The sequence below is a fragment of the Bradyrhizobium sp. A5 genome (genome assembly GCF_042076515.1).
Classification (GTDB): Bacteria; Pseudomonadota; Alphaproteobacteria; order Rhizobiales; family Xanthobacteraceae; genus Bradyrhizobium; species Bradyrhizobium cosmicum.
In genome coordinates this window covers 3,802,168-3,823,239 of sequence record NZ_CP148990.1, presented here as the reverse complement: position 1 = coordinate 3,823,239, position 21,072 = coordinate 3,802,168, and the positions used below count along the sequence as shown (strand labels likewise).

At 65.1% G+C, this 21,072-nt stretch carries 15 protein-coding genes; 5 read left to right on the top strand and 10 right to left on the bottom strand.

Annotation, left to right across the window (positions count from 1 at the left end; genetic code table 11):
• Nucleotides 1-1,941, bottom strand: a complete 1,941-nt coding sequence (locus WHZ77_RS18365) for a glycosyltransferase (RefSeq protein WP_375309223.1) — start codon at nucleotides 1,939-1,941, stop codon at nucleotides 1-3.
• A gap of 7 nt (nucleotides 1,942-1,948) precedes the next feature.
• Entirely contained in the window at nucleotides 1,949-2,110 is a 162-nt protein-coding gene (locus tag WHZ77_RS18360; protein ID WP_375309222.1) for a hypothetical protein, read from the bottom strand.
• Nucleotides 2,111-2,238: 128 nt separating this feature from the next.
• On the opposite strand from WHZ77_RS18360, the gene WHZ77_RS18355 reads away from it, so the two are divergent.
• A complete protein-coding gene (locus WHZ77_RS18355) occupies nucleotides 2,239-3,117 on the top strand; it encodes a DUF6502 family protein (protein WP_375309221.1) in 879 nt (292 codons plus the stop codon).
• A complete protein-coding gene (locus WHZ77_RS18350; RefSeq protein ID WP_375309220.1) occupies nucleotides 3,114-4,304 on the top strand; it encodes a DUF5666 domain-containing protein in 1,191 nt (396 codons plus the stop codon). The genes WHZ77_RS18355 and WHZ77_RS18350 overlap by 4 nt, the downstream gene beginning before the upstream one ends.
• 38 nt (nucleotides 4,305-4,342) lie before the next feature.
• On the opposite strand, the gene WHZ77_RS18345 is transcribed toward WHZ77_RS18350, so the two are convergent.
• The 4 genes from WHZ77_RS18345 to WHZ77_RS18330 form a co-directional block, all read right to left on the bottom strand.
• A complete protein-coding gene (locus WHZ77_RS18345; protein WP_375309219.1) occupies nucleotides 4,343-6,466 on the bottom strand; it encodes a catalase in 2,124 nt (707 codons plus the stop codon).
• Nucleotides 6,467-6,557: 91 nt separating this feature from the next.
• Nucleotides 6,558-7,324 (bottom strand): IS5 family transposase gene (locus WHZ77_RS18340; protein WP_339026611.1). Its coding sequence is split into 2 segments (ribosomal slippage): nucleotides 6,558-7,000 and nucleotides 7,000-7,324, totalling 768 coding nucleotides; the frame shifts between segments, so codons are not numbered across the junction.
• A gap of 67 nt (nucleotides 7,325-7,391) precedes the next feature.
• Nucleotides 7,392-8,756 carry a peptidoglycan DD-metalloendopeptidase family protein gene (locus WHZ77_RS18335; RefSeq protein WP_375309218.1) on the bottom strand — a complete coding sequence of 455 codons (1,365 nt, stop codon included), beginning with the start codon at nucleotides 8,754-8,756 and terminating at the stop codon, nucleotides 7,392-7,394.
• Between the two features lie 111 nt (nucleotides 8,757-8,867).
• Nucleotides 8,868-9,599: a peroxiredoxin gene (locus WHZ77_RS18330; protein ID WP_375309217.1), complete on the bottom strand. Its 732-nt coding sequence runs from the start codon at nucleotides 9,597-9,599 to the stop codon at nucleotides 8,868-8,870.
• 195 nt (nucleotides 9,600-9,794) lie between these two features.
• Between WHZ77_RS18330 and WHZ77_RS18325 the strand changes: the two genes are divergently transcribed.
• On the top strand, nucleotides 9,795-13,604 hold the full coding sequence (locus WHZ77_RS18325; RefSeq protein ID WP_375309216.1) for a DUF3971 domain-containing protein: 3,810 nt from the start codon (nucleotides 9,795-9,797) through the stop codon (nucleotides 13,602-13,604).
• 133 nt (nucleotides 13,605-13,737) lie between these two features.
• Here the strand turns inward: WHZ77_RS18325 and WHZ77_RS18320 are convergent, their stop codons facing one another.
• The 4 genes from WHZ77_RS18320 to tyrS all read right to left on the bottom strand — a co-directional run bounded on the left by WHZ77_RS18320 (nucleotide 13,738) and on the right by tyrS (nucleotide 19,022).
• A complete protein-coding gene (locus tag WHZ77_RS18320; RefSeq protein WP_375309215.1) occupies nucleotides 13,738-15,432 on the bottom strand; it encodes a methyl-accepting chemotaxis protein in 1,695 nt (564 codons plus the stop codon).
• A gap of 395 nt (nucleotides 15,433-15,827) precedes the next feature.
• The gene (locus WHZ77_RS18315) at nucleotides 15,828-16,232 is read right to left on the bottom strand and encodes a DoxX family protein (RefSeq protein WP_375309214.1); all 405 of its coding nucleotides are present in this window, start codon (nucleotides 16,230-16,232) and stop codon (nucleotides 15,828-15,830) included.
• Between the two features lie 220 nt (nucleotides 16,233-16,452).
• The gene (locus WHZ77_RS18310; protein ID WP_375309213.1) at nucleotides 16,453-17,712 is read right to left on the bottom strand and encodes an MFS transporter; all 1,260 of its coding nucleotides are present in this window, start codon (nucleotides 17,710-17,712) and stop codon (nucleotides 16,453-16,455) included.
• A 56-nt stretch (nucleotides 17,713-17,768) separates the two neighbouring features.
• Nucleotides 17,769-19,022, bottom strand: a complete 1,254-nt coding sequence (gene tyrS, locus WHZ77_RS18305) for a tyrosine--tRNA ligase (RefSeq protein WP_375309212.1) — start codon at nucleotides 19,020-19,022, stop codon at nucleotides 17,769-17,771.
• A gap of 160 nt (nucleotides 19,023-19,182) precedes the next feature.
• On the opposite strand from tyrS, the gene WHZ77_RS18300 reads away from it, so the two are divergent.
• On the top strand, nucleotides 19,183-20,286 hold the full coding sequence (locus WHZ77_RS18300) for an anhydro-N-acetylmuramic acid kinase (protein ID WP_375309211.1): 1,104 nt from the start codon (nucleotides 19,183-19,185) through the stop codon (nucleotides 20,284-20,286).
• Between the two features lie 99 nt (nucleotides 20,287-20,385).
• Nucleotides 20,386-21,063, top strand: coding sequence for a glutathione S-transferase family protein (locus tag WHZ77_RS18295; RefSeq protein WP_375309210.1), 678 nt, complete (start codon nucleotides 20,386-20,388; stop codon nucleotides 21,061-21,063).
• The last annotated feature ends 9 nt before the right edge of the window (nucleotides 21,064-21,072 follow it).

The window sequence follows — 21,072 nt, the reverse complement described above, 5'->3', positions numbered from 1 at the left end:
TCAGATCCAGAATGCGGCTTTGCGCAGGTGAACCAGCGTCAGCACGCTCGCAAAGGTCAGCAGCGCCAGGGTGACGAGGACGTAGACGAGGCTGGTCGGGTCGACATGGCCGCCCGCAAGCGGCTCGCGCCACACCGCGAACAGATGCGTCAGCGGATTGAGCCGCATCACCGTCGCGCGGTGGTTGATCATTTCGGCCGACCAGATCACGGGCGAGGCGAGGAAGGCGAGCATCAGCGTGGATTCGATGATCGGCTTGAGGTCGCGGTAGCGCGTTGCCATCGCGCCAAGGACGAGGCTCAGGGCGAAGGTGCAGGCCACGAACAGGAGCAGGCCGGGCAGCGCCGCCAGCGCGTGAGAGAGGTCGTGGGGCGACAGGACGAGCCACAGCAGCAGCGGCACGCAGGCATTATGCAGCGCGAACAGTCCCTGGCGGAACGTGCATTGCAGCAGGAAGATCACCGGCGGTAATGCCCGGTCGCGGATCAGGCTCGCGGAGTTCTGCAGCGCCGTGGTCGCATCGAGCACCACGCTGTTGAGGAAGGTCCAGGCCGTCATCGACAGCGCCAGCATGGGGAGCCGCGACAGGATGTCGGCGTTCGACATCTGGCCGATCACCGAACCCAGCACCACGACCACGATCGCCATCTGCAGCGACATCCAGAACGGTCCGAGCAGCGAGCGCACGTAACGGTGCCGCATGTCGGACCAGGCCAAGGCGGCCGCGATCCGGACGCTGTCCGGCCAGTTCGCCGCCTGCGGCGGTTCGGCTGCGGTTGCCGATTCCCTGCAGGGCGCGGTGACGGCGTTGCGGTAGACGGTTTCCATGCCTTCCCGGAAAGCCGTGGCGGAATAGCGGGTGAGGGCGCGGGTGCGGGCCGACAATCCCATGCGCCGGCGGCGCTCGGGGTCGTGGATCAGGGTGTCGATGGCGTCCCCGAGCATTTCCGGATTGCCGGGCGGCACGGTGATGGCCTCCATGTCGTGGCGTGCGACGCGCGGCACGGCGGTATCGAGCGCCGTGTTCACGACGGGGCGACCGGCGGCCATGGCTTCGAGCTGGACCAGACCGAAGGTCTCGGCGTTGGTCACCGACGGCATCACGAAGACGTCGGACAGGCACATCAGCTTGATGCGCTCGCTGTCGCTGACCGAGCCGAGCAGGCGGACGCGGTCTGTCAGGCCGAGTTCGCGGATCATTTGCTCCAGCCGCGCTCTCTCGGAACCTTCGCCGATGATCCAGACTTCGAACTTGCGGTTGACGGCGGCGCGGATCAGCATGTCGAACCCCTTGTAGGGCACCAGGCGGCCACAGGCGAGCACGAGCCGGCCGCGGTCGTTGACATGGTTCGGCTCGATCTTCGGCCAGTCGTAACCGGAGGTGTCGATGCCGAACGGTACGACGTGGCATTTGTCGTCGAATTCGCGCAGCAGCGGCGTGGTCTCGACCAGGACGTGGTCCGACACGATGATCGCCTTGGCGCGGCGCAGAGTTCGCCGCATCAACGGCTCGATGAACCAGCGCAGGCCGGCATGGGTGACGATGTCGGCGTGCCAGTGCACCACCAGCGGCCGTTTGCGGCCGAATCCCAGGGCGAAGACGAGATCGGCGAGCGGGAAGGGAGCGTGGAGCGCGAGCAGATCGTGCTCGGCGATTTTGCGCCACAGCCGCCATGGATAGGTCGGGGCGGCGGGAAGCGACAGAAGATTGCCGAACGAGCGGACGCGCTCGACCGGCACGTCGTTGACGACGAGCTCGCGCGGCTTGGCCGATTGCGAGCAGACCAGCACGGCGGAGGCAAAAGCATCCTTCAGACCGGCGCAGATGTCGCGGATCACCGTCAGCGTGCCGCCGAACAGGTCGGGATAATAGATCTTGAAGATGTGGAGCACCGACGGGCGGCGCGGGATTTCGTGCAAGGTTTCCTGGCTGTGATGCATGGCGGCGTCAGCCTGCGAGAAGCGCTGCGACGAACGGTGCGGCCAGCACCGACATGAAGATCACGCCGCGCAGCAGCGTGGGCAGGATCGGCTCTATTGTGCCGCGTCCCCGGTCGGGAGCCGGCACGGCACGCAGTGAGCTGGAATTGCGGACCAAGCGGTCAGCCATGGGTGTTGTGTCCCTTTACGTCGCGCCCCTCAGTGGCGTCTCGTATATGTGGGAAAATTTACCACGTCAAATGCCAAAATAGAAAATGTGGGATTGTGTCCCACGTGTGGCGCAGGTACAATTCAGACATGAATGCCAAGTCCGGGTCCAAAGCAGCGGCTCCGCAACCGAATGCCGCCGCGAAGCTGCACGCGCCGCTGGCGCGGCTGCTGCGCCCGCTCGTGCGGCTCTGCATCCGCAGCGGCATGACCTTTCCGGCGCTGGCGCAACTGCTTCGCGAGCTGTTCGTCAACGTCGCCGAGCATGATTTCGCGCTGGAGGGCAAGGAGCAGACCGACAGCCGCGTCAGCCTGCTCACCGGTATCCATCGCAAGGAGGTGGCGCGGCTGCGCGGCGCCGGTGCGCCCGTGAACGAGACGCCGGCGGCGGTGTCGCTGACCAGCGCCGTGATCGCGCGCTGGCTCGCCGCGCCCGAGTTCACCGATGCGAAGGGCGAGCCCCTGGCCCTGCCGCGCACGGCCGAGGGCGATGCGCCGTCGTTCGAGCAGCTCGTCGCCTCCGTCACCAAGGACGTGCGACCGCGCGCGGTGCTCGACGAATGGGTCGACCGCAAGCTCGTCACCATCAACGCGGCCGACGAGATCGAGCTGCTCGAGGCCGCCTTCGTTCCGAGCGGCGAGGACGACAGCAAGTGGCACTATCTCGGCCGCAATCTGCACGACCATATCGCGGCTGCCGAACGCAACGTCTCGGGCTCAGCGCCGCGCTTCCTCGAGCGCGCGGTGCACTACAACAACATCTCTCCGAAGCTTGCACGCCGCCTCGAAGCGCGCTCGCGCGAGCTTGCCATGGACGCGCTGAAGACGGCCAACCGCGAGGCCAACCGCGCGCTCGCCAAGGACAAGGGCGGTGACGCCCGCTGGAATTTCGGCATCTACATCTACAGCGAAGATGCCGACGAAAAGGGCGAGGCCAAGTCGGGTGGCAAGGAAGGTGGTTCCTCATGAGCCGGCCGCCGCTCATTTCCCGCCGTCTGCTGCTGACGGGATTCTGGCTCGCCGGCACAGCCGTGGCGCGGGCGCAGGTCGGGCGCGGCACCGACCAGGGAATCGGCGGCACCGGGCTCACGCGCGGTGACGATCACGGCATCGGCGGTACCGGCATTGTCGGCGTGATCCAGCGCTTCGGCAGCATCTACGTCAACGGCGAGCGCATCACCTATGCCAGCGATGTCCCCGTCCGGATCGACGGCGTAGCGGCGAGCCCCAAAGCGCTGCGGGTCGGCCAGCTCGCACGCGTGGTCGCGACCCGCCGGGCCGACGGCACGCTCGTCACGCGCAACATTGCGATTGCGAGCGAGGTCGCAGGTCCGATCGAATCCGTGAAAGGCAACGAGCTGACCGTGCTCGGCCAGAAGATCGTCGCGAGCGACAAGGAGAGCAAGCTCCGCACTGGCACGCAGGTGGCGGTCTACGGTCTGCGTCGCACCGACGGCGTGATCGTCGCAAGCCTGGTCGAGCCGCGACGCGAGGCAACCGAGCGTGTCACCGGGCTCGTCGAGCGCGGGCCCGACGGGCTGCGCATCGGCGGGCTGAGGCTGAGCGGCATCGATCCCTTGCTGGTCGGCCAGCGCGTCCAGATCGAGGGCAGTGCGAGCCGGGGCGCGATGCAGGCCGCGCGCACGCGGATCGATGATTTCTCGGATCTGGTCGGTGCAAGCCGCCTGTCGATCGAGGCTTATGTGCAGCGGGCGGGGTCGAACCTCCAGCTCGGCTCCGGCTTCGTCGCCCGCGACGGGTCGCGCTTCGGGCCGGCGGCCGGCGAAGCGCGCATGGTGGTCAACGGTGTGTTCGACCGCTCGCGCGGCTTCCAGGTGGATTCGGCACAGGCCATCGGCCACGGGCCGGGAGCACCTCCGTCCGGCGGTGGCGCTCCCAATCGGTCGCCGGGCGGTTCCATCCTGCATCCGAATCGTACCGCGCCAAATCCGACCGGTGGTCAGCCCGGTGCACCGGGCGCGCCCGGGCCCGGATCCAGTCCAGGTGCGAGCCCCGGCCCGGCGCCGACGGGCCCGAGCGGCCCGTCAGGTCCCGGCGGCATGGGCTCTCCCGGCGGACCGATGGGGCCCGGCGGCATGGGTGGTGGCGGCTTCGGAGCTCCCGGCGGCGGGATGGGCGGCGGCGGCCGGCGCTGAGCAGAACCGAGGCGCACGCAGAACGCGCCTCGGCGTTGTCAGGGCATCTTGACGTGAGGTTCGCGCTCCCAGACCCTCAATCTGGCGAGGCTGTCGACGAACGCTCTGGCCTCTTTCGCGCTTGCGATCGAGATGCAGCCTTCATCGAAATCGTCGGAGGCAATGCCCGCTTTTTCAAACAGCGGCAGGGCAGCATCGACGTAGCCGATGAACTTGCAATGCGCGAACGCGTCGGCGAGGAAATCGCGTGCTGAGGATTCCAGCAGCAGATCGTCCATCGCATCCGCAGCCGGCAGCAGCGCGACCGCGTCGTAGAGAACGGACGGTCCTCCGTCGATCATCTGATCGGCGTCGATCCAGCTTCCGTCGCTGGCTTCGGCGCCCGTCACCTTCGGCGCGATGATCTCGAAGGTCGCCCCGGCCTTGTTCAGGGCGGCCTTGAGAGCCTTAAGGAGGCCTGCGTCCGAACCGTCGGAGACGAGGATACCAAGCTTGCGCCCTTCGAAGCGCTCCGGACCGTTTTCCACGATGCTCAGGGCGGGGGAAGGATCGAGATCCTGACGCGTCGGCAGTGCTGCATCGGCAGGTTTCGGCATCTTCTGCAGGCCGAGCTTGTCTGCGACCTTGCTCGCCAGTGTCTCGTCGATGTTGAGGAGATGCGAGACCATGCGCTCCCGGATCGCCGGAATTTTCACCTTGCTGAGCTCGAACGTCAGGGCTGCGGCAATGTGTGACTGCTCTCCTGCGGTCTGACTGATGAAGAACTGACGGGCCTGGCTGTAATGGTCCGCGAAGCTTTCAGCGCGAAGACGGCGCTTGGCGCCTTGCTCCACCTCGGCGAACGGCGTGAAGCCGCGTTGCGGCGACTCTCTTGGTCCTTCGCCGAAGGAATTCGGCTGGTAATTGACACGACCGACCGGATTGCGCATCGCCATGTGTCCGTCCTGCTGAAAATGAGCGAACGGGCATTTGGGCGCATTGATCGGGATGTGAGTGAAATTGGGGCTACCCAGCCGTTTCAGCTGCGTGTCGAGGTACGAGAAATTGCGCCCCTGGAGCAGGGGATCGTTGGAGAAGTCGATGCCCGGCGGAACATTCTGGGTCATGAAGGCGACCTGTTCGGTCTCCGCAAAGAAATTATCCGGCATCCGATCGAGCACCAGCCGCCCGACCGGAACGGGCGGCAGAATTTCCTCGGGAATGATCTTGGTCGGATCGAGTACGTCGAACTCGAAGGCGTCGGCAAAGTCCTGATCGAACAGCTGAAGCTGCAGCTCCCATTCGGGGAAATTGCCGGTCTTGATCGCAGTCCAGAGATCGCGGCGGTGGAAGTCGGGATCGGCGCCGTTGATCTTGACCGCCTCGTTCCAGACGACCGATTGCAAGCCGAGTTTCGGCTTCCAGTGGAATTTGACGAAGGTGGATTCGTTCCTGGCATTGACGAGCCGGAACGTATGAACGCCGAACCCTTCCATGAAGCGAAACGAGCGTGGGATGGCGCGGTCGGACATCACCCACATGATCATGTGCATGCTTTCGGGGGTGAGGCTTATGAAGTCCCAGAAATTGTCATGCGCCGATTGGGCCTGGGGAAATGCGCAGTCCGGCTCTTCCTTCACTGCGTGGACCAGGTCGGGAAACTTGATCGCGTCCTGAATGAAGAAGACCGGGATGTTGTTGCCGACGATGTCCCAATTGCCTTCCTGCGTATAGAGCTTGACCGCAAAGCCCCGCACGTCCCGGGCGAGGTCGACCGAACCCTTGCTTCCGGCAACGGTTGAAAATCGGACAAAGGCGGGTGTCTTTTCGCCCGCGCGTTGGAACAGGTCGGCCTTGGTGTATTTCGCGAGCGATTTGTAGGTCTCGAAGAACCCATGCGCCGCGTATCCGCGCGCATGCACGACCCGCTCGGGGATGCGTTCGTGGTCGAAGTGGAAGATCTTCTCGCGAAAATGGAAGTCCTCGAGCAAGGTCGGCCCGCGGGGCCCGACCTTCAACGAGTTCTGGTCGTCGGACACCGGGCCGCCCTGGGCCGTGGTCAGGACGCTCGCTTTGCCGGCCGCGGTTTGATGAAGCTCGCCACCTTCGCCACGTTCCAGCTTTTGGTCGTGGATGGTTGCCGTCCTCGCGGATACGCGAGTCGATTTCGTCGTCTTTGCCATCGTCAGGATCTCCCGGGGCGCCCATGGAGTCCTTCAAGCCGTCTGCGGAGGTTCCGTTCCTAGTGGGAGGCGGCCTCTTCCGGCCTCACGTCTAGGTCGTGGACTCATAAGCTCGGAGCCAAAGTCTCGTTGATGCCAGCAGAACGGCGGCGAGGAAGTTTCTAGCGAGTTTGTCGAAGCGCGTAGCGACGCGGCGGAAGTGTTTGAGTTTGCAGAAGAAGCGCTCGATCATATTGCGCTGGCGATAAAGACCCGGATCGACCGAGCGCTGAACTTTACGGTCCCGCTGGGTCGGGATGTGCGCCTCGCTGCCGCGCTGGCGAACCAGTTCGACGATGGCCTGAGCGTCGTAGCCGCGATCGGCAATGAGCGCGCGGGCCGGCGGCAGTCCCTCAAGCAGGGCTGCCACGGCGGCCTTGTCAGATGCCTGTCCGGCGGAGAGCACGATCCGCAATGGAAGGCCATTCTCATCCACGACGGCGTTGATCTTGGTGCTCAGTCCTCCACGAGAACGGCCAATGGCGTGATCCGGGCCCCCTTTTTACCGCCGGCTGCATGCTGGTGAGCGCGAATGATCGAAGAGTCTATGAGGTGCAGGGATCCGGGTGATTGCGCCGCAAGTGTCTCGAAAATCCGCAGCCAGACGCCAGCCTTCGACCAGCGGTTATAGCGATTATAGGCGGTCGTATAAGGCCCGTAGCGACTGGGCAGATCGCGCCAGGGCGAGCCCGTCCTCAAAACATAAAAGATCGCATTGATGATGCGTCGGTCGTCCACCCGTGCCACGCCCCGCGGTTTGTTGGGCAGCAGCGGTGCGATCAAACGCCACTCGGTCTCCGAAACATCGTACCGGGCCATGATCAAGGTCCTCCCCCGACCTCGAATCACGACAAACCCAAACGCTCAATGGTTATGGGTACAGAACCTAGCCCGCGCTGAGGCGCACGCCGGCTCGCAGGAACTTCTGCGGATCGACCGCTTCGCCGTCGATGCGGGTTTCGTAGTGCAGGTGCGGACCGGTGGAGCGGCCGGTCGATCCGACGAGGCCGATGACCTGGCCAAGCTTCACGATCTCGCCGACCTTGACGTTGATCTCGGAGAGATGGCCGTAGCGGGTCGAGAGCCCATTGCCGTGATCGACCTCGACCATGCGTCCGTAGCCGCCGGACCAGCCGGCCGAGACGACCTTGCCGTTGGCGGTGACGCGCGCGGGATCGCCGGTTGCGGCGCGGAAGTCGAGACCGGTATGCATCGCGGGCCGGCCCAGGAAGGGATCGCTGCGCACGCCGAAGCCGGAGGTGAATTCGACTTCGCCAATGACGGGCTTGCGATAGGGCACCAGCGCCAGCGTGCGATTGAGACGATCCATCTCGGCGCGCGTGGTGTTGATACGATAGAGCTGCTTCTCGAACGGGCCGGCATTGGCCGTCAGCTTGACCGGGATGAACGGCCCGCCCATCGCGGAGCGAGGCACGGCGGCTTCGAGGCTGGCGAGATTGAGGCCAAGATCGCTGACGACGCCGCGCATCCGGCGCATCCGTGAATCCATGCCTTCCTCGACGGCGCTGAGCGCCGCGATCTGGCGGCGCTCGACCTGGTCAAGCGAGGTGGTCAGCCGAACCAGGACGTTGTCGAACCCGTGGTTCTTGGCGAATTGGTTGGTCGGCGGTGCGATGACGGCCGGCGCCCGCGATTCGAGTCTTGCCTCGCGATCGGGCGGCGCGACGAAGATCACGGTGTCGCTGATCGGTGACGGCTTCGGCGTGCCCTGCGTCAAGCCCTGGTTCGAATCGCCGCGCTGCGGAGTCGCGCGGGGGATCGACCCGGTCACGTCGGGCATGGCTCCAAGCGCCGTCGCCCGGGACTCCAGCGCCGTCTGGCGCTTCATGATCTGGTCGAGCTTCTGGTCGAACTGTTCCTGGTCGAGCAATTGGCGGCTGGTGGTGCGGTCGACCTTGGCGCGCAGCTCGGTGATACGGTCCTCGTAGGCGTATTGCATCTCGGCCTGGCGGGCGATCAGCCGGGTCAGGACGTCGTCGCGGAAAGCGAAATAGGTGGCGGTCGCCGCCGACCAGAGCCCGAGCAGCACGACCGTGCCGACCACGATCCAGAACACGACGGGTCCGAGCCGGACCTGCTTGCCGTGATGCACGATGGTGTAGGCGTCGTCGGTCGGGGCAAGGGGAATCGCGGCCGCCACGGCAGCCGCAGGGCGGCGGTGGAAAACGCGGCCATGGTCGTGAGGGTGATGTTGGGGGTACTGCGAGAGTTGGGCAGAACTTTTCGACATCGGCGCTCCGGCGCCGGTCGGAACGGTTCCTTGCGGCTCAATTGCCGCGGCAATCTGGGCCGGTCATGGTTAATTTTCCGGAAACGGAAGCGCTCAAATCTAACGGATGGGTTAAAGACTTCTTGCCGCTTCCAGCACCTGATCGGCATGGCCGTCGACCCGGACATTGCGCCAGACCTTGGCTACCTTGCCGTCGGCCCCGATCAGCAGCGTGGTCCGAAGAATCCCAAGGAAGCTCTTGCCGTACATGGATTTTTCGCCCCAGGCGCCATACGCTTCCAGCATCTCGTGCTTCTCATCCGAAATGAGAGGAATCGCGAGCTTGTGCTTGTCGCGGAACTTCTCCTGGGCCTTTAACGGGTCGGCCGAGATGCCGAGCACGGTGGTGCCGGCCGCCGCGAAGGCGTCGGCCAGCCGGGTAAAGTCGATCGCCTCCCTGGTGCAGCCGGGCGTGTCGGCGCGGGGATAGAAGAACAGGACGAGCTTGCGGCCGGCATAATCGGCCAGGGTGACCATGTCGCCGCCGTCGCGGGGCAGGCGAAAGGCGGGGGCCTTCTGGCCCTCTGCCAGGGTGGACTTGGGCAAAGCGGACTTGGGCAAAGCGGACTTAGCCTTCTCTTTGGCCTTCACGGGCACGGCCGCCGATCTGGAGGAATTTAACTGTTTCGATGCGGCCCCATGTGACCCTGATTTTGCTATGCTCCCGGTTGATTTGCGCGCCGGTGTCCGCTGTGTTTTCGCGGACTTTGCTTGAGTCGTTGCCCGCGTTGTCGGGGCCTTCTTTTTAGCTGTCGGACTGCCGGAGGGCGTTTTGGACGATTTCTTTCGGGATTTCTTGGACATACGCCTTCCTTTCGTCGCTTTCGGCGGGTCAACCAAAGCGGTATTGCAGCTCTCGTCCGCTGTGCCGGAATCGCGCCCTCGGCTGGGCGAGTCTGACGGCGCCGGAGTATGGTTACAAGGAATTCCACGCACCACCCCACTGCTCGTTGAACGCGCTCCCGGGGCGAAATGACGAACAGCAGGAATATTCGAGGTATGGCGGCATCGCCGGGGCGGGGAGCTTCGATCCCCGTCGACGGCTGCGGTCCCGGCGGCGCTCAACCCCACGATGGGCGCCTGTATCGAGAGGCAATGGCAAGGAATACGTCGCCCCAGGATTACAATCGGGATCTCGATCGGCGCGGCAGCCAGCAGGAGCCGCAGGAATGGGACGACGCCGACTGGGATCCGGATCAGGAAGCGGCGGCGCGCCGGCGGGCGCGGCGGCTGTTGTCGCGTTCCAATTCAGGCTTTCATCGTTTTGGTGACGGATTCGGCTCGTTGCGCCGCTGGCTGGGCGGAGGTCGCTGGCTGAAGCGGATGGCCATCGTGGTCGGGGCCCTGGCCGTCATCTTCGTCGGCTGTTTCGGCGCGCTGTGGTGGCGGCTTGGCGCGGGGCCGATCAATCTCGACATCGCGACGCCCTGGCTCGCTGCCGCGATCGAGGACAATATCGGCCACGGCAACACGGTCGAGGTCGGCGGCACCCAGATCGAGCGGGTCGGCCGGGTTCGCATCGCGGTGCGCATCCGCGACATCATCGTGCGCGACCGCGACCACGCCATCGTTGCCAGTGCGCCGAAGGCGGAGGTGAAGCTGTCGGGTGCGGGTCTGCTGATGGGGCACCTGCGCGCCGAAAGCCTCAATCTCGTCGACGCCGAACTCGCGATCCGGATCGCGCCTGACGGCACTGTCACCGTGTCGGCCGGCGACACCGCAAAACCGCTCGCAACCGGCGTGGCGTCCAAGAAGGATGCGGGCCTGCCTCCGACATTCCCGCGCAACGGTGTCCCGCCGCCGCCTTTCGCGACGGCACCTGCGGGCCAGGACCCATCTCAAACCGCCCCGCAGGCCACGGCCCAGAGCGGAATTCTTCAGGGCCTCGACTGGCTCGACAGCCTGAGCATGACCGGCCTCGACGGGCAGAACCTCAACGAGATCGGTCTGAAGAACGGCAATCTGATCGTCGACGATCAGCAGCGCGGCAGCAAATGGTCGTTTGAGAACATCACGCTCAGCCTGCGCCGGCCGACCCGTGGTGGTGTCACGCTCAGCTTCGGCGAGGAGGGCGCACGTCCCTGGTCGCTGCGCGCCACGATCGGTCCCGCCGAGAACGGCGTGCGCTCGGTCGACATCCGCGCCGACAAGGTCTCCACCGCCAACATCCTGCTGGCGCTGCGGGTGAAGGACCTCACCTATACGGCAGACCTGCCGATGACGGGAGAGCTCAAGGGCGAGCTCGGCCGCGACGGCGTGCCGACCTTCTTTCGCGGCAAGGTCGCAATCGGCGCGGGCAACATCATAGACACCGACACACCCGACTATCCGATGGCGATCGACTCCGCCGAGATCAACGTCGAGTGGGACGCCAATCGGCGGGTGCTGGTTGCGCCGTTCAAGATCCTGTCGGGCGCGAACCGTCTGACGCTGCTGGCCCATCTTGAGCCGCCCAACGGCACCGTCAACGACTGGCAGCTCGGTTTCAGCGGCGGCTCGATCCTGCTTGGCGGCATCGACAACGAACCGCCGCTGGTCTTCAACCGCATTGCGATCGGCTTCCGCTTCGACACCGACCACAAGCGCATGCTGCTGACGCAGGCCGATATCAGCAATGGCGAGATCGGCGTCGCCGGCACGGGGGCGATCGACTATTCGGGTGAACCGCGGCTGACGCTGGGCTTCGCGGGAACGCCGATGTCGGCCTCCGCGCTCAAGCGGATGTGGCCGACGCTCGTCGTTCCCGAATTGCGGGAGTGGGTGATCGAGCGGATCGAGCGCGGCACGCTTCAGCGCATCGAGATCGGCGTCAATTCACCGACCAGGAACCTGCCGCGCAAGGGCCCGCCGATTCCCGACGACGGCCTGTCGGTCAACATCGTCGCGAGCGGCGTCGCGGTCCGTCCCGTCGATGGCATGCCTGTCGTGCACGATGCCGATTTGAAGGCGCACGTGACCGGGCGCACGGCGACCGTGAATATCGCCCAGGGCATCGCCGATACGCCGGCGGGTCGCAAGGTCACGATCTCCGACTTCGTGTTCGAGGTGCCGGACATGGCGCCCAAACCGTCTCCGTCGCGGACCAGGTTTCGCGTCGACGGCCCCGTGCCTGCGGCGGCCGAAATGCTTGCCAATGACCGGCTGAGCGACCTGTCGTCGACCGTCGTCGATCCCAACACCAGCAAGGGCACGTTCACGGCGAACATCCAGCTCGGCATGCCGGTCAAAGGAGAGCTGACCAAGGCCGACACCGTCTATTCCGTCACCGCCGATCTCAACGGCTTCTCAGCCGACAAGCTGGTGATGAACCAGAAGCTGGAAGCCAACAATCTCAAGATCGCCGCGAACAACCAGGGCTATCAGGTCAAGGGCGACGTCAAGATCAACGGCCAGGCGGCCTCGCTCGATTACCGCAAGCCGACCGAGGGTGATGCGGACGTCAAATTGCAGACCACGCTGGACGACGCCAGCCGGGCGCGCCTGGGATTCGATCTCAGTCCCGCCGTCAGCGGATCGGTGCCGATCAAGCTGTCGGGCAAGATCGCCGGCGGCCCCGACCAGACGACGAAACTCGGCATCGAGGCCGACCTGACCTCGGTCAAGCTCGACAACATCCTGCCTGGCTGGGTCAAGCTGCCGGGCAAATCGGGCAAGGCCACGTTCAAGGTGGTGCCGACCGCGCAATCGACGCGTCTGGAGGACATCGTCATCGAAGGCGGCGGCGCCTCGATCAAGGGCTCGCTCGAGGTCGATCCGAATGGCGACCTCGTGAATGCGAGCTTCCCGACCTATTCGCCGTCCGACGGCGACAAGGCGTCGCTGAAGGTCGAGCGCGGCCAGGACGGCGTCGTCAAGGGCACGATGCGCGGCGACGTGTTCGACGGCCGCGGCTTCCTGAAATCGGCGATCTCGGGCAATACCAAGGACGATGCCAAGAACAAGATGAAGAACGTCGACTTCGACATCGACGTGAAGCTCGGCGCGGTCATGGGCTTCAACGGCGAGGCGATGCGCAGCGTCGATGCCAAGATGTCGCGCCGCAACGGCGCGGTGAAGGCCTTCACGCTGAGCGGCAGGATCGGCAAAGACACGCCGGTGGCCGCCGACCTGCGTGGCGGCCGCGCCCAGGGCAACCGCGAGGTGATCTATCTCCAGACCAACGACGCCGGCGCGCTGCTGCGCTTCACCGATACCTACACCAAGGCGGTTGGCGGCCAGATGGTGGTGGCGATGGAGCCGCCGACATCCGAGCCGAACACGTCCCGCGAGGGCCTCATCAACGTGCGCGACTTCACGGTGAAGGGCGAGGCGCAGCTCGAGCGCGTCGCCGCCGGCGCGCCCAACGGGACCGGCAGCGGCGTCTCCTTCAGCGCGTTGCGCGCCGAGTTCACCCGGCAGAACGGGGCGCTGACCGTTCGCGACGGTGTGGTCAAGGGGCCGATGATAGGCGCGACCATCGAGGGCTCGATCGACTATCCCGGCAACCAGGTCTGCATGAGCGGCACCTTCGTGCCGATGTATGGCGTCAACAACATCTTCGGCCAGATTCCGTTGTTCGGTATCTTCCTCGGCGGCGGTAACAATGAGGGACTGATCGGTGTGACCTACGAGGTCGTCGGCACTCCTGCCGCGCCTGTCATGCGCGTCAACCCGATCTCGGCGATGGCGCCCGGCCTGTTCCGCAAGATCTTCGAGTTCAACACCGGCAAGCAGAACTCGCCGTTCGAGGAATTCCCATCGCAGTCGAGCGACGGCTCGACCGGATCTTCGAGCAAGCTCTCGAGTGGCTGCAGCCTGGCGAGACGGTAGAGGCGGTACTCAAGAATCCGTCATGCCCGGGCGTGTCCCGGGCATCCACGAACTTTCTTTCTGGATGCGCTGAGAACTTGGATGGCCGGGACGAGCCCGGCCATGACGCGTGTGGAGATATTAGCGCGGAAGCTTATGCCGCGCGCACGCCGGCCAGGAAGGTGCCGACTTCGCCGGAGAGCTGCTCGGCCTGCTTGGAGAGGTTCGAGGCGGCCGCGAGCACCATGCCGGCGGCGTTGCCGGTCTCGTTCGCCGCCGTGCTGACGCCGCCGATATTGGTGGTGACCTCCTTGGTCGCCTCCGCGGTCTGCGAGACGCTGCGGGCGATCTCCGCGGTGGCGGCGCCTTGCTCTTCGATGGCCGCGCCGATCGAGGTCGCGATGCGGCTGACCTCCTCGATGGTGGCGGTGATGCCGCCGATCGCGTCCACGGCCTCCTTGGTCGCGCCCTGAATCTGGGCGATCTTGTCGCCGATCTCACGGGTGGCTTCCGCGGTCTGGCTCGCCAGCGACTTCACCTCGGAGGCGACGACGGCAAAGCCGCGGCCGGCCTCACCGGCACGGGCAGCCTCGATCGTAGCATTGAGCGCGAGCAGATTGGTCTGTGCCGCGATGCTGGAGATCAGCTCGGCGACGTGCTCGATCTGCTGGGCACCGTCAGACAGTGCGCGGACGATGGTGTCGGTGCGGCGCGCGCTGTCCACGGCGCGGCCGGTGACTTCCGCGGATTGCGCGACCTGGCGGCTGATCTCGGTAATGGAGGAGGACAGCTCTTCGGCGGCCGCGGCGACAGTCTGGACGCGCTGGCTGGCTTCGGTGGCGGCCGAGCCGACCACGGCGGCGCGGCGGTTGGTGCCTTCAGCCGTGGACGACATCGACTTGGCGGTCGTCTCCAGCTCCCCGGAGCCCGAGGCCATCAGGCCGACGAGCTGGCCGACGGAAGCGTCGAAGCGGTCGGCAAGGGAGATCAGCGCGTCGCGCTTCTCCTGCTCGCTGCGGGTCTTGGTGGCGACCTGCTCGGCTTCGAGCATGCGGGCGGTCAGGGCGGTCTGGCGCAGCACTTCGAGCGTCTCGGCCATGCGGCCGATCTCGTCGCCGCGATCGGTCTCCTCGACCGGCTTGTCGATGGCGCCCTCGGCGATCTCCTGCATGCGGGTCTTCTGGCGGTCGAGCGCGCTCAACACGTCACGGGCAATCAGCCAGGACAGCGTGGCCATCAGCAGCATCAGGCCAAGGCCGACCGCGGCCAGCTCCAGCGTGAGCGCGCGCACGTCGGCGTCGATATCGTCGACATAGAGGCCGTAGCTGATGGTCGCGTTCCAGGGCGCGAACTTGCGCGCGAACACGGTCTTGCGGACGGCCTCGGTTTGTCCGGGGCGGGGATAAAGGTAGGACGTCACGCCGCCCTGTGCGGACAGGTCGCCTGCCTTGATGATCGCGTCGGCGATCAGGACGCCGTTGGAATCGGTCGCGCCGGTGATCTTGCCTTCGAGCTTCTGGTTGGCGCCGTTGACGATGATGGATGTGTCGGCGTTGTAGACGACCGGGTAGCCTTGGCCGGCGTTGAAGCTCATCTGGCGACCGCGAATATGGAACTGAGCCTTGGCCTCGGCCTGCGTCATCTTGCCGGCGGTGACGTCGTCTTGAACCGACTGGGCGAGGCTGTAGAGCATATCGACCGCGGTCTTCATCTGCTGGACCCGGTCCTCCATCATGCGGCTCTTGCTGAGGAAGCCCGAGACCGCGATGATGGCCGTGACGGTGAGAGCCGCAAGGCAGACCATGCTGGCAAGCTTGGTGCGGATCTTCAGGTGGCTCAGCAACTTCATCGCAGCCTCTACGAAATGGTTGTTATTGCTCGCATCGGTAGCATGAAGTTCTTACCAATCATGAACATAGCCATGCGGCGGCCTGCCGCGCGCGTGACCGTTCGCAGCCATGTGCGCAATTGTGCAGACGAACCGACATGCATCGGCGCACGCCAGCGCGGATGCTGGCGACGACCGATCTCAGACTTTGGTGGTCAGCGAGCCTGGCAGGAGCGGCAATGGGCCGATTCGCTCACCGCTTCGTCATGTCCGTGCTGCTCGCAGCGGCGCTCGTCCTGATCTGGAACGTGCTGGGCTCGCGCTAGATGACACCGGCAAGGCTGCCGATGCCATCCGTTACTTGTGGGTTAATTGCGCTCGCGTGAGCATAGCGCAATGCGTTGCTGGTCGACCCGCTAGTCCTTGCTCATCGCCGCATCGGCGCTGACCGAACCGCCGCCGGCTGCCGAGAGGTAGAGGCAGGCGAAGCAGAACAGGATCGCCGCGGTGCCGCCATTGAGCAGCGGCAGGAACACCGGCGTGTCGCCCTTGAGCATGTGGCCCATGAAGTAGGCGAAGGCCATCTCACCCGAGAGAATGAATGCCGCGAGACGGGTGAACAGGCCGATCATCAGGAGCGCGCCAAGCACGAGCTCGATCGTGCCGGCCGCGTAGATCAGCGGGGGGATGTTCGCGAAGTAGGGGAGCACCGGAAACTTGAACAGCTTGGCGACGCCGTACTGAAACAGCAGCAGGCCGGTGATGAAGCGAAACAGGCTCAAGAGAACCGGTTGAAAGCGAACGAGATAGGGAAAGTTCATTGGTTTGTGCCCTCCATCCAATGGCTGCGACTTGGACCGCATTCAGTTCCACCCCGCAAGCCGCCCAAGCTCGATTCGCGCTGACATTTTTGTCATGTCGGACAAAACACCGCAGGCTGCACTTTCAGCCACCGGCGAACCGGTTTTTTGCGTGTGTTCGCGTCGCATCTGTCCGTAATTTCCCGGTGACGCAAATGCGATCAGGTTACCTCCGGGAGACCTAGCGCCGCAAAGCGGGCACGACGAGAAACGGGATCATCCCGAGCACCACGCTCGCGAGTGCGAAGACGAGCAGCGCGTTGTAGCCGTGGGTCGCGTCATGGATCAGGCCACCGCTCCAGGAGCCGAACGCCGAGCCGAGGCCGCTGCCGATCGAGATGGTGCCGAAGATGGTTCCGACGCGCTTGCCCCGAAAGATCTTCATCGCGGTTGCCGTGATCAGCGGCCCGCGCGAGCCCATCATGCTGCCGAAGCAGACGACGAATCCGGTGAGCAGGATGACGTTCGGATAATACTGCAGCAGCCAGAGCAGGAAGATGCCGATGATCGAGATCGCGTAGCTGAGCAGCACGGACGGCCGGCGCCCGATCAGCCCGTCGAGCGCGGAAACCCCGAGCATGCCGAACACCAGCACGACACCGGAAAAGCCCCAGGCGGTTGCGGCCTGGAGCGGCGCGAAGCCGGCATCGATCAGATAGGCCACGATTTGTGCCGCGATCGCATACATGCCGACAGCGGTGAAGAAGAAGGTCGAGAACAGCGCCCAGAAGGCGTGGTGTCGCATCGCGCTCACCAGCGTCCAGCCGTGGTCGACGAAATCGGGATCGGTCTTCTTGGCGACATGCGGCGAGCCCGACGCGAACAACCGCCACGGCAACAGCAGCAACGGCACCAGCAGGCCGAGCGAGGCGAAGCCGAACAGCTGGTAGGTCTCGCGCCAGCCGATATGATCGATCAGGAGCTGAGAGGCCGGCAGTAGCGCCAGCACGCCGCCGCCCATCGCCGAGTACACCACCGCCATCGCGGTCGGCAGCTTTGGGCCGAACCAGCGGCCGAGCAGGATCGAGTTCGGCACATTGCCGATGAAGGCGACGCCGACGCCGACGCACAATCCGATCGAGAGCTGGAACTGCCAGAGCGATTGCGCGTGCGCCGCGATCAGAAAGGCCGAACCGAGCAGGAACAGTCCGAGCGCATAGACGATGCGTGGTCCGGAATGATCGAACAGGCGTCCGACCAGCGGCGCGGTCAGTCCGCTGATGAGCCAGGTCAGCGAGTAGATCGAGACGACCTGCGCACGGTCCCAGCCGAAGCTTTCCGAGATCGGCTTGAGGAAGACGGTGAAGCTTTCACTGAGGCCCCGGCCGAGCACAGCCAGTGTGAAGCACAGCGCGAGCACAATGAGCGCGGTGCGCACCGCGCCCTGCTGCATCGCAGCTCCGTTGTCCCTGGTCGTTTCCCTCGGCGTGTTCTGGTCCATTGCCCGTCAGGGAGCGCGCTTCGGCGCGCCCTGACAAGCATCAAAAGCTCATACGCCTATGCAGGCCGGATGAGGACGTGCTTCTTCTTGCCGAAGGACAGCTTGATCACGCCTTCCGGCGTCAGGCTGTCCGCAGACAGCGCCATCTTCTCGTCGGTGACGGGCTCGTCGTTGACGCGCAGGCCGCCGCCCTTGATCTGGCGCCGCGCCTCGCCGTTGGAGGCGACGAGGCCGGCCTTGACGAAGGCGTTGAGCACGCCGAGGCCGGCGTCGAGCTCGCCGCGCGGAACTTCCACAGTCGGCAGGCTCTCGGCGAGCGCGCCTTCCTCGAAGGTGCGTCGCGCGGTTTCGGCTGACTCGTTGGCGGCGTCCGGGCCGTGCAGCAATGCGGTCGCTTCGGTCGCGAGCACCTTCTTGGCCTCGTTGATCTCCGAGCCGCCGAGCGCTTCGAGCTTCTTGATCTCGCTCATCGGCAGCGTCGTGAACAGCTTCAGGAACCTGCCGACATCGGCGTCCTCGGTGTTGCGCCAGTACTGCCAGAAATCATAGGGCGAGAACTGGTCGGCGTTGAGCCACACCGCGCCCTGCGCGGTCTTGCCCATCTTGGCACCGGATGCCGTGGTCAGCAGCGGCGTCGTCAGCGCGAACAGCTGGTGAGTGCCCATGCGGCGGCCGAGATCGACGCCCATGATGATGTTGCCCCACTGGTCCGAGCCGCCCATCTGCAAATGGCAGCCGGTGCGCTTGGCGAGCTCGACGAAATCGTAGGCCTGGCAGACCATGTAGTTGAACTCGATGAAGCTCATCTCCTGCTCGCGCTCGAGGCGCAGCCGCACGGAGTCCATGGTCAGCATGCGGTTGACCGAGAAGTGCCGGCCAACGTCGCGCAGCATCTCGATCCAGTTCAGCTTGGTCAGCCACTCGGCGTTGTCGAGCATGATGGCGTCGCTCTTGCCGTCGCCGTAGTTCAGCACCTTGGCGAACACGCCGCGGATCGAGGCCTTGTTGGCCTCGATCTCGGCGACGGTGCGCATCGCGCGCGTCTCGTCCTTGCCGGAGGGATCGCCGACCATGGTGGTGCCGCCGCCCATCAGCGTGATCGGCTTGTTGCCGGACTGCTGCAGCCAGTGCAGCATCATCATGGTCAAATAGTTGCCGATGTGCAGCGAGCGGGCGGTGCAATCGTAGCCGACATAGGCGATCGCCTCGCCCTTGGCGGCGAGCGCGTCCAGCCCCTCGAAATCGGAGCACTGGTGGATGAATCCACGTTCCTTGAGGGTATTGAGGAAATCCGATTTAAATGCAGTCATCTGTCGGCGAACCTGATCATTCTTATTTTACGATCATTGCCGCAAGTTGCGGAACCGGCACGAACCGGGCTGCCGCAAAAATGCGCGCTGTGGCATTATAAGATGTGCTTGTTTGATACAAGCCGGGCGTCCGGGCAGGGGGCTTCGAGGCTCGCTTGAGATGATGTTGACGGCACTCGGTTTGATGAGCGGCACCTCGCTGGACGGGGTGGACGTCGCGCTGATCGAAACCGACGGAAGACAGGTGAAAGCGTTCGGACCATCCGGCTACCGGCCGTATAGTCCGGCGGAGCGCAATCTGCTGCGCCAGGCGCTGAGCGAGGCCGTGCACCTGCCGCAGCGCGACGCCCGGCCGGGCATTCTGGCTGAGGCCGAGCGCGTGGTGACGCTGGCGCATGCCGAGGCGGTCTCGGCGTTCGTGGCCCAGAACCGGATGAGGCCGGAGGACATCGACATCGTCGGCTTCCACGGCCAGACCGTGCTGCACCGGCCCGAGCGGCGGCTGACGGTGCAGATCGGCGATGCGCCGGCGCTGGCGAGAGCGATCCATATTCCCGTGATGCACGATTTCCGCGCCGCCGACGTCGAGGCCGGCGGGCAGGGCGCGCCGTTGGTGCCGGTCTACCACCGCGCACTCGCCAACTCGCTGGAGCGCGAGGGACCGATCGTCGTGGTCAATATCGGCGGCGTCTCCAACATCACCTATATCGACGGCAACGACACGCTGATCGCCTGCGACACCGGGCCCGGCAACGCGCTGCTCGACGATTTCATGTACCGCATCATGAATCAGGCGTTCGACGCGGAAGGCAAGTTCGCCGCGCTCGGCAAGGCCGACGAGGCCTGGATCGCGCGCGCGCTGGAGCTGCCGTTTTTCGCGAGCCTGCCGCCGAAATCGCTCGACCGCAACGACTTTGCCGCGTTGAAGCTCGGCGATGTGGCGCCGGCCGACGGTGCCGCGACGCTGACCGCCTTCACCGCGGCGGCAATTGCCCGCGTCATTCCGCTGCTGCCGCGGCGGCCGCGAAGCTGGATCGTCTGCGGCGGCGGCGCCCGCAACCTCACCATGCTGCGGATGCTGCGGGAGCGGGTCGGTTCAGCCGCGGTCGAGGCCGCCGAGACGCTCGGCTGGGCCTCCGACGCGATCGAGGCCCAGGCCTTCGGCTTCCTCGCCGCGCGCGGCCTGAAAGGCCTGCCGCTGTCCTATCCCGCCACTACGGGCGTGCCGATGCCGATGACTGGCGGAGTGATTGCGAGGCCCTGAGCCGTCACGGGTGATTAATGCAACTGCATTGATCTTGACGAGTGCATGCAATTGCATCTATCTTGGGCGCAATTGCATCAAACCGCCGGGATCTTTGTCATGACCGCTTCCCTGAAACTGATCAGCCACAAGCTTTGTCCCTATGTGCAGCGCGCCGTGATCGCTCTGAAAGAGAAGGGCGTGCCGTTCGAGCGCGTCGACATCGATCTCGCCAACAAGCCCGACTGGTTCCTGAAACTCTCGCCACTCGGCAAGGTGCCGGTGCTGGTGGTGACGACCGACAAGGGCGAGGTCGCGCTGTTCGAGAGCAACGTCATCTGCGAGTACATCGAGGAGACGCAAGGCGGCACGAAACTGCATCCGGCCGATGCATTGAAGCGTGCCGAGCACCGCGCCTGGATGGAGTTCGGCTCGGCGATCCTCGGCGATCTCTGGGGGCTGGAGACGACGACCGATCCTGCGACGTTCGAGAGCAAGCGGCAGGCGCTCGTGGCGAAATTCGCGCGGGTCGAGGCCGCGCTTGGCGAGGGTCCTTATTTCGCCGGCGATCCGTTCAGCCTGGTCGACGCGGTATTCGCGCCCGTCTTCCGCTATTTCGATCTGTTCGACGAACTGACCGAACACAATATCTTCAGGGATGTGCCGAAGGTGCGGGCATGGCGAGCAGAACTGGCGAAGCGTCCGAGCGTGCGCTCAGCGGTTGACTCGAATTATCCGGAGTTGCTCCGCGCTTTCCTCGTGCGGCACGACGCGCATGTCCTCAAGCTCGCAGCCTGAGCGCACGCC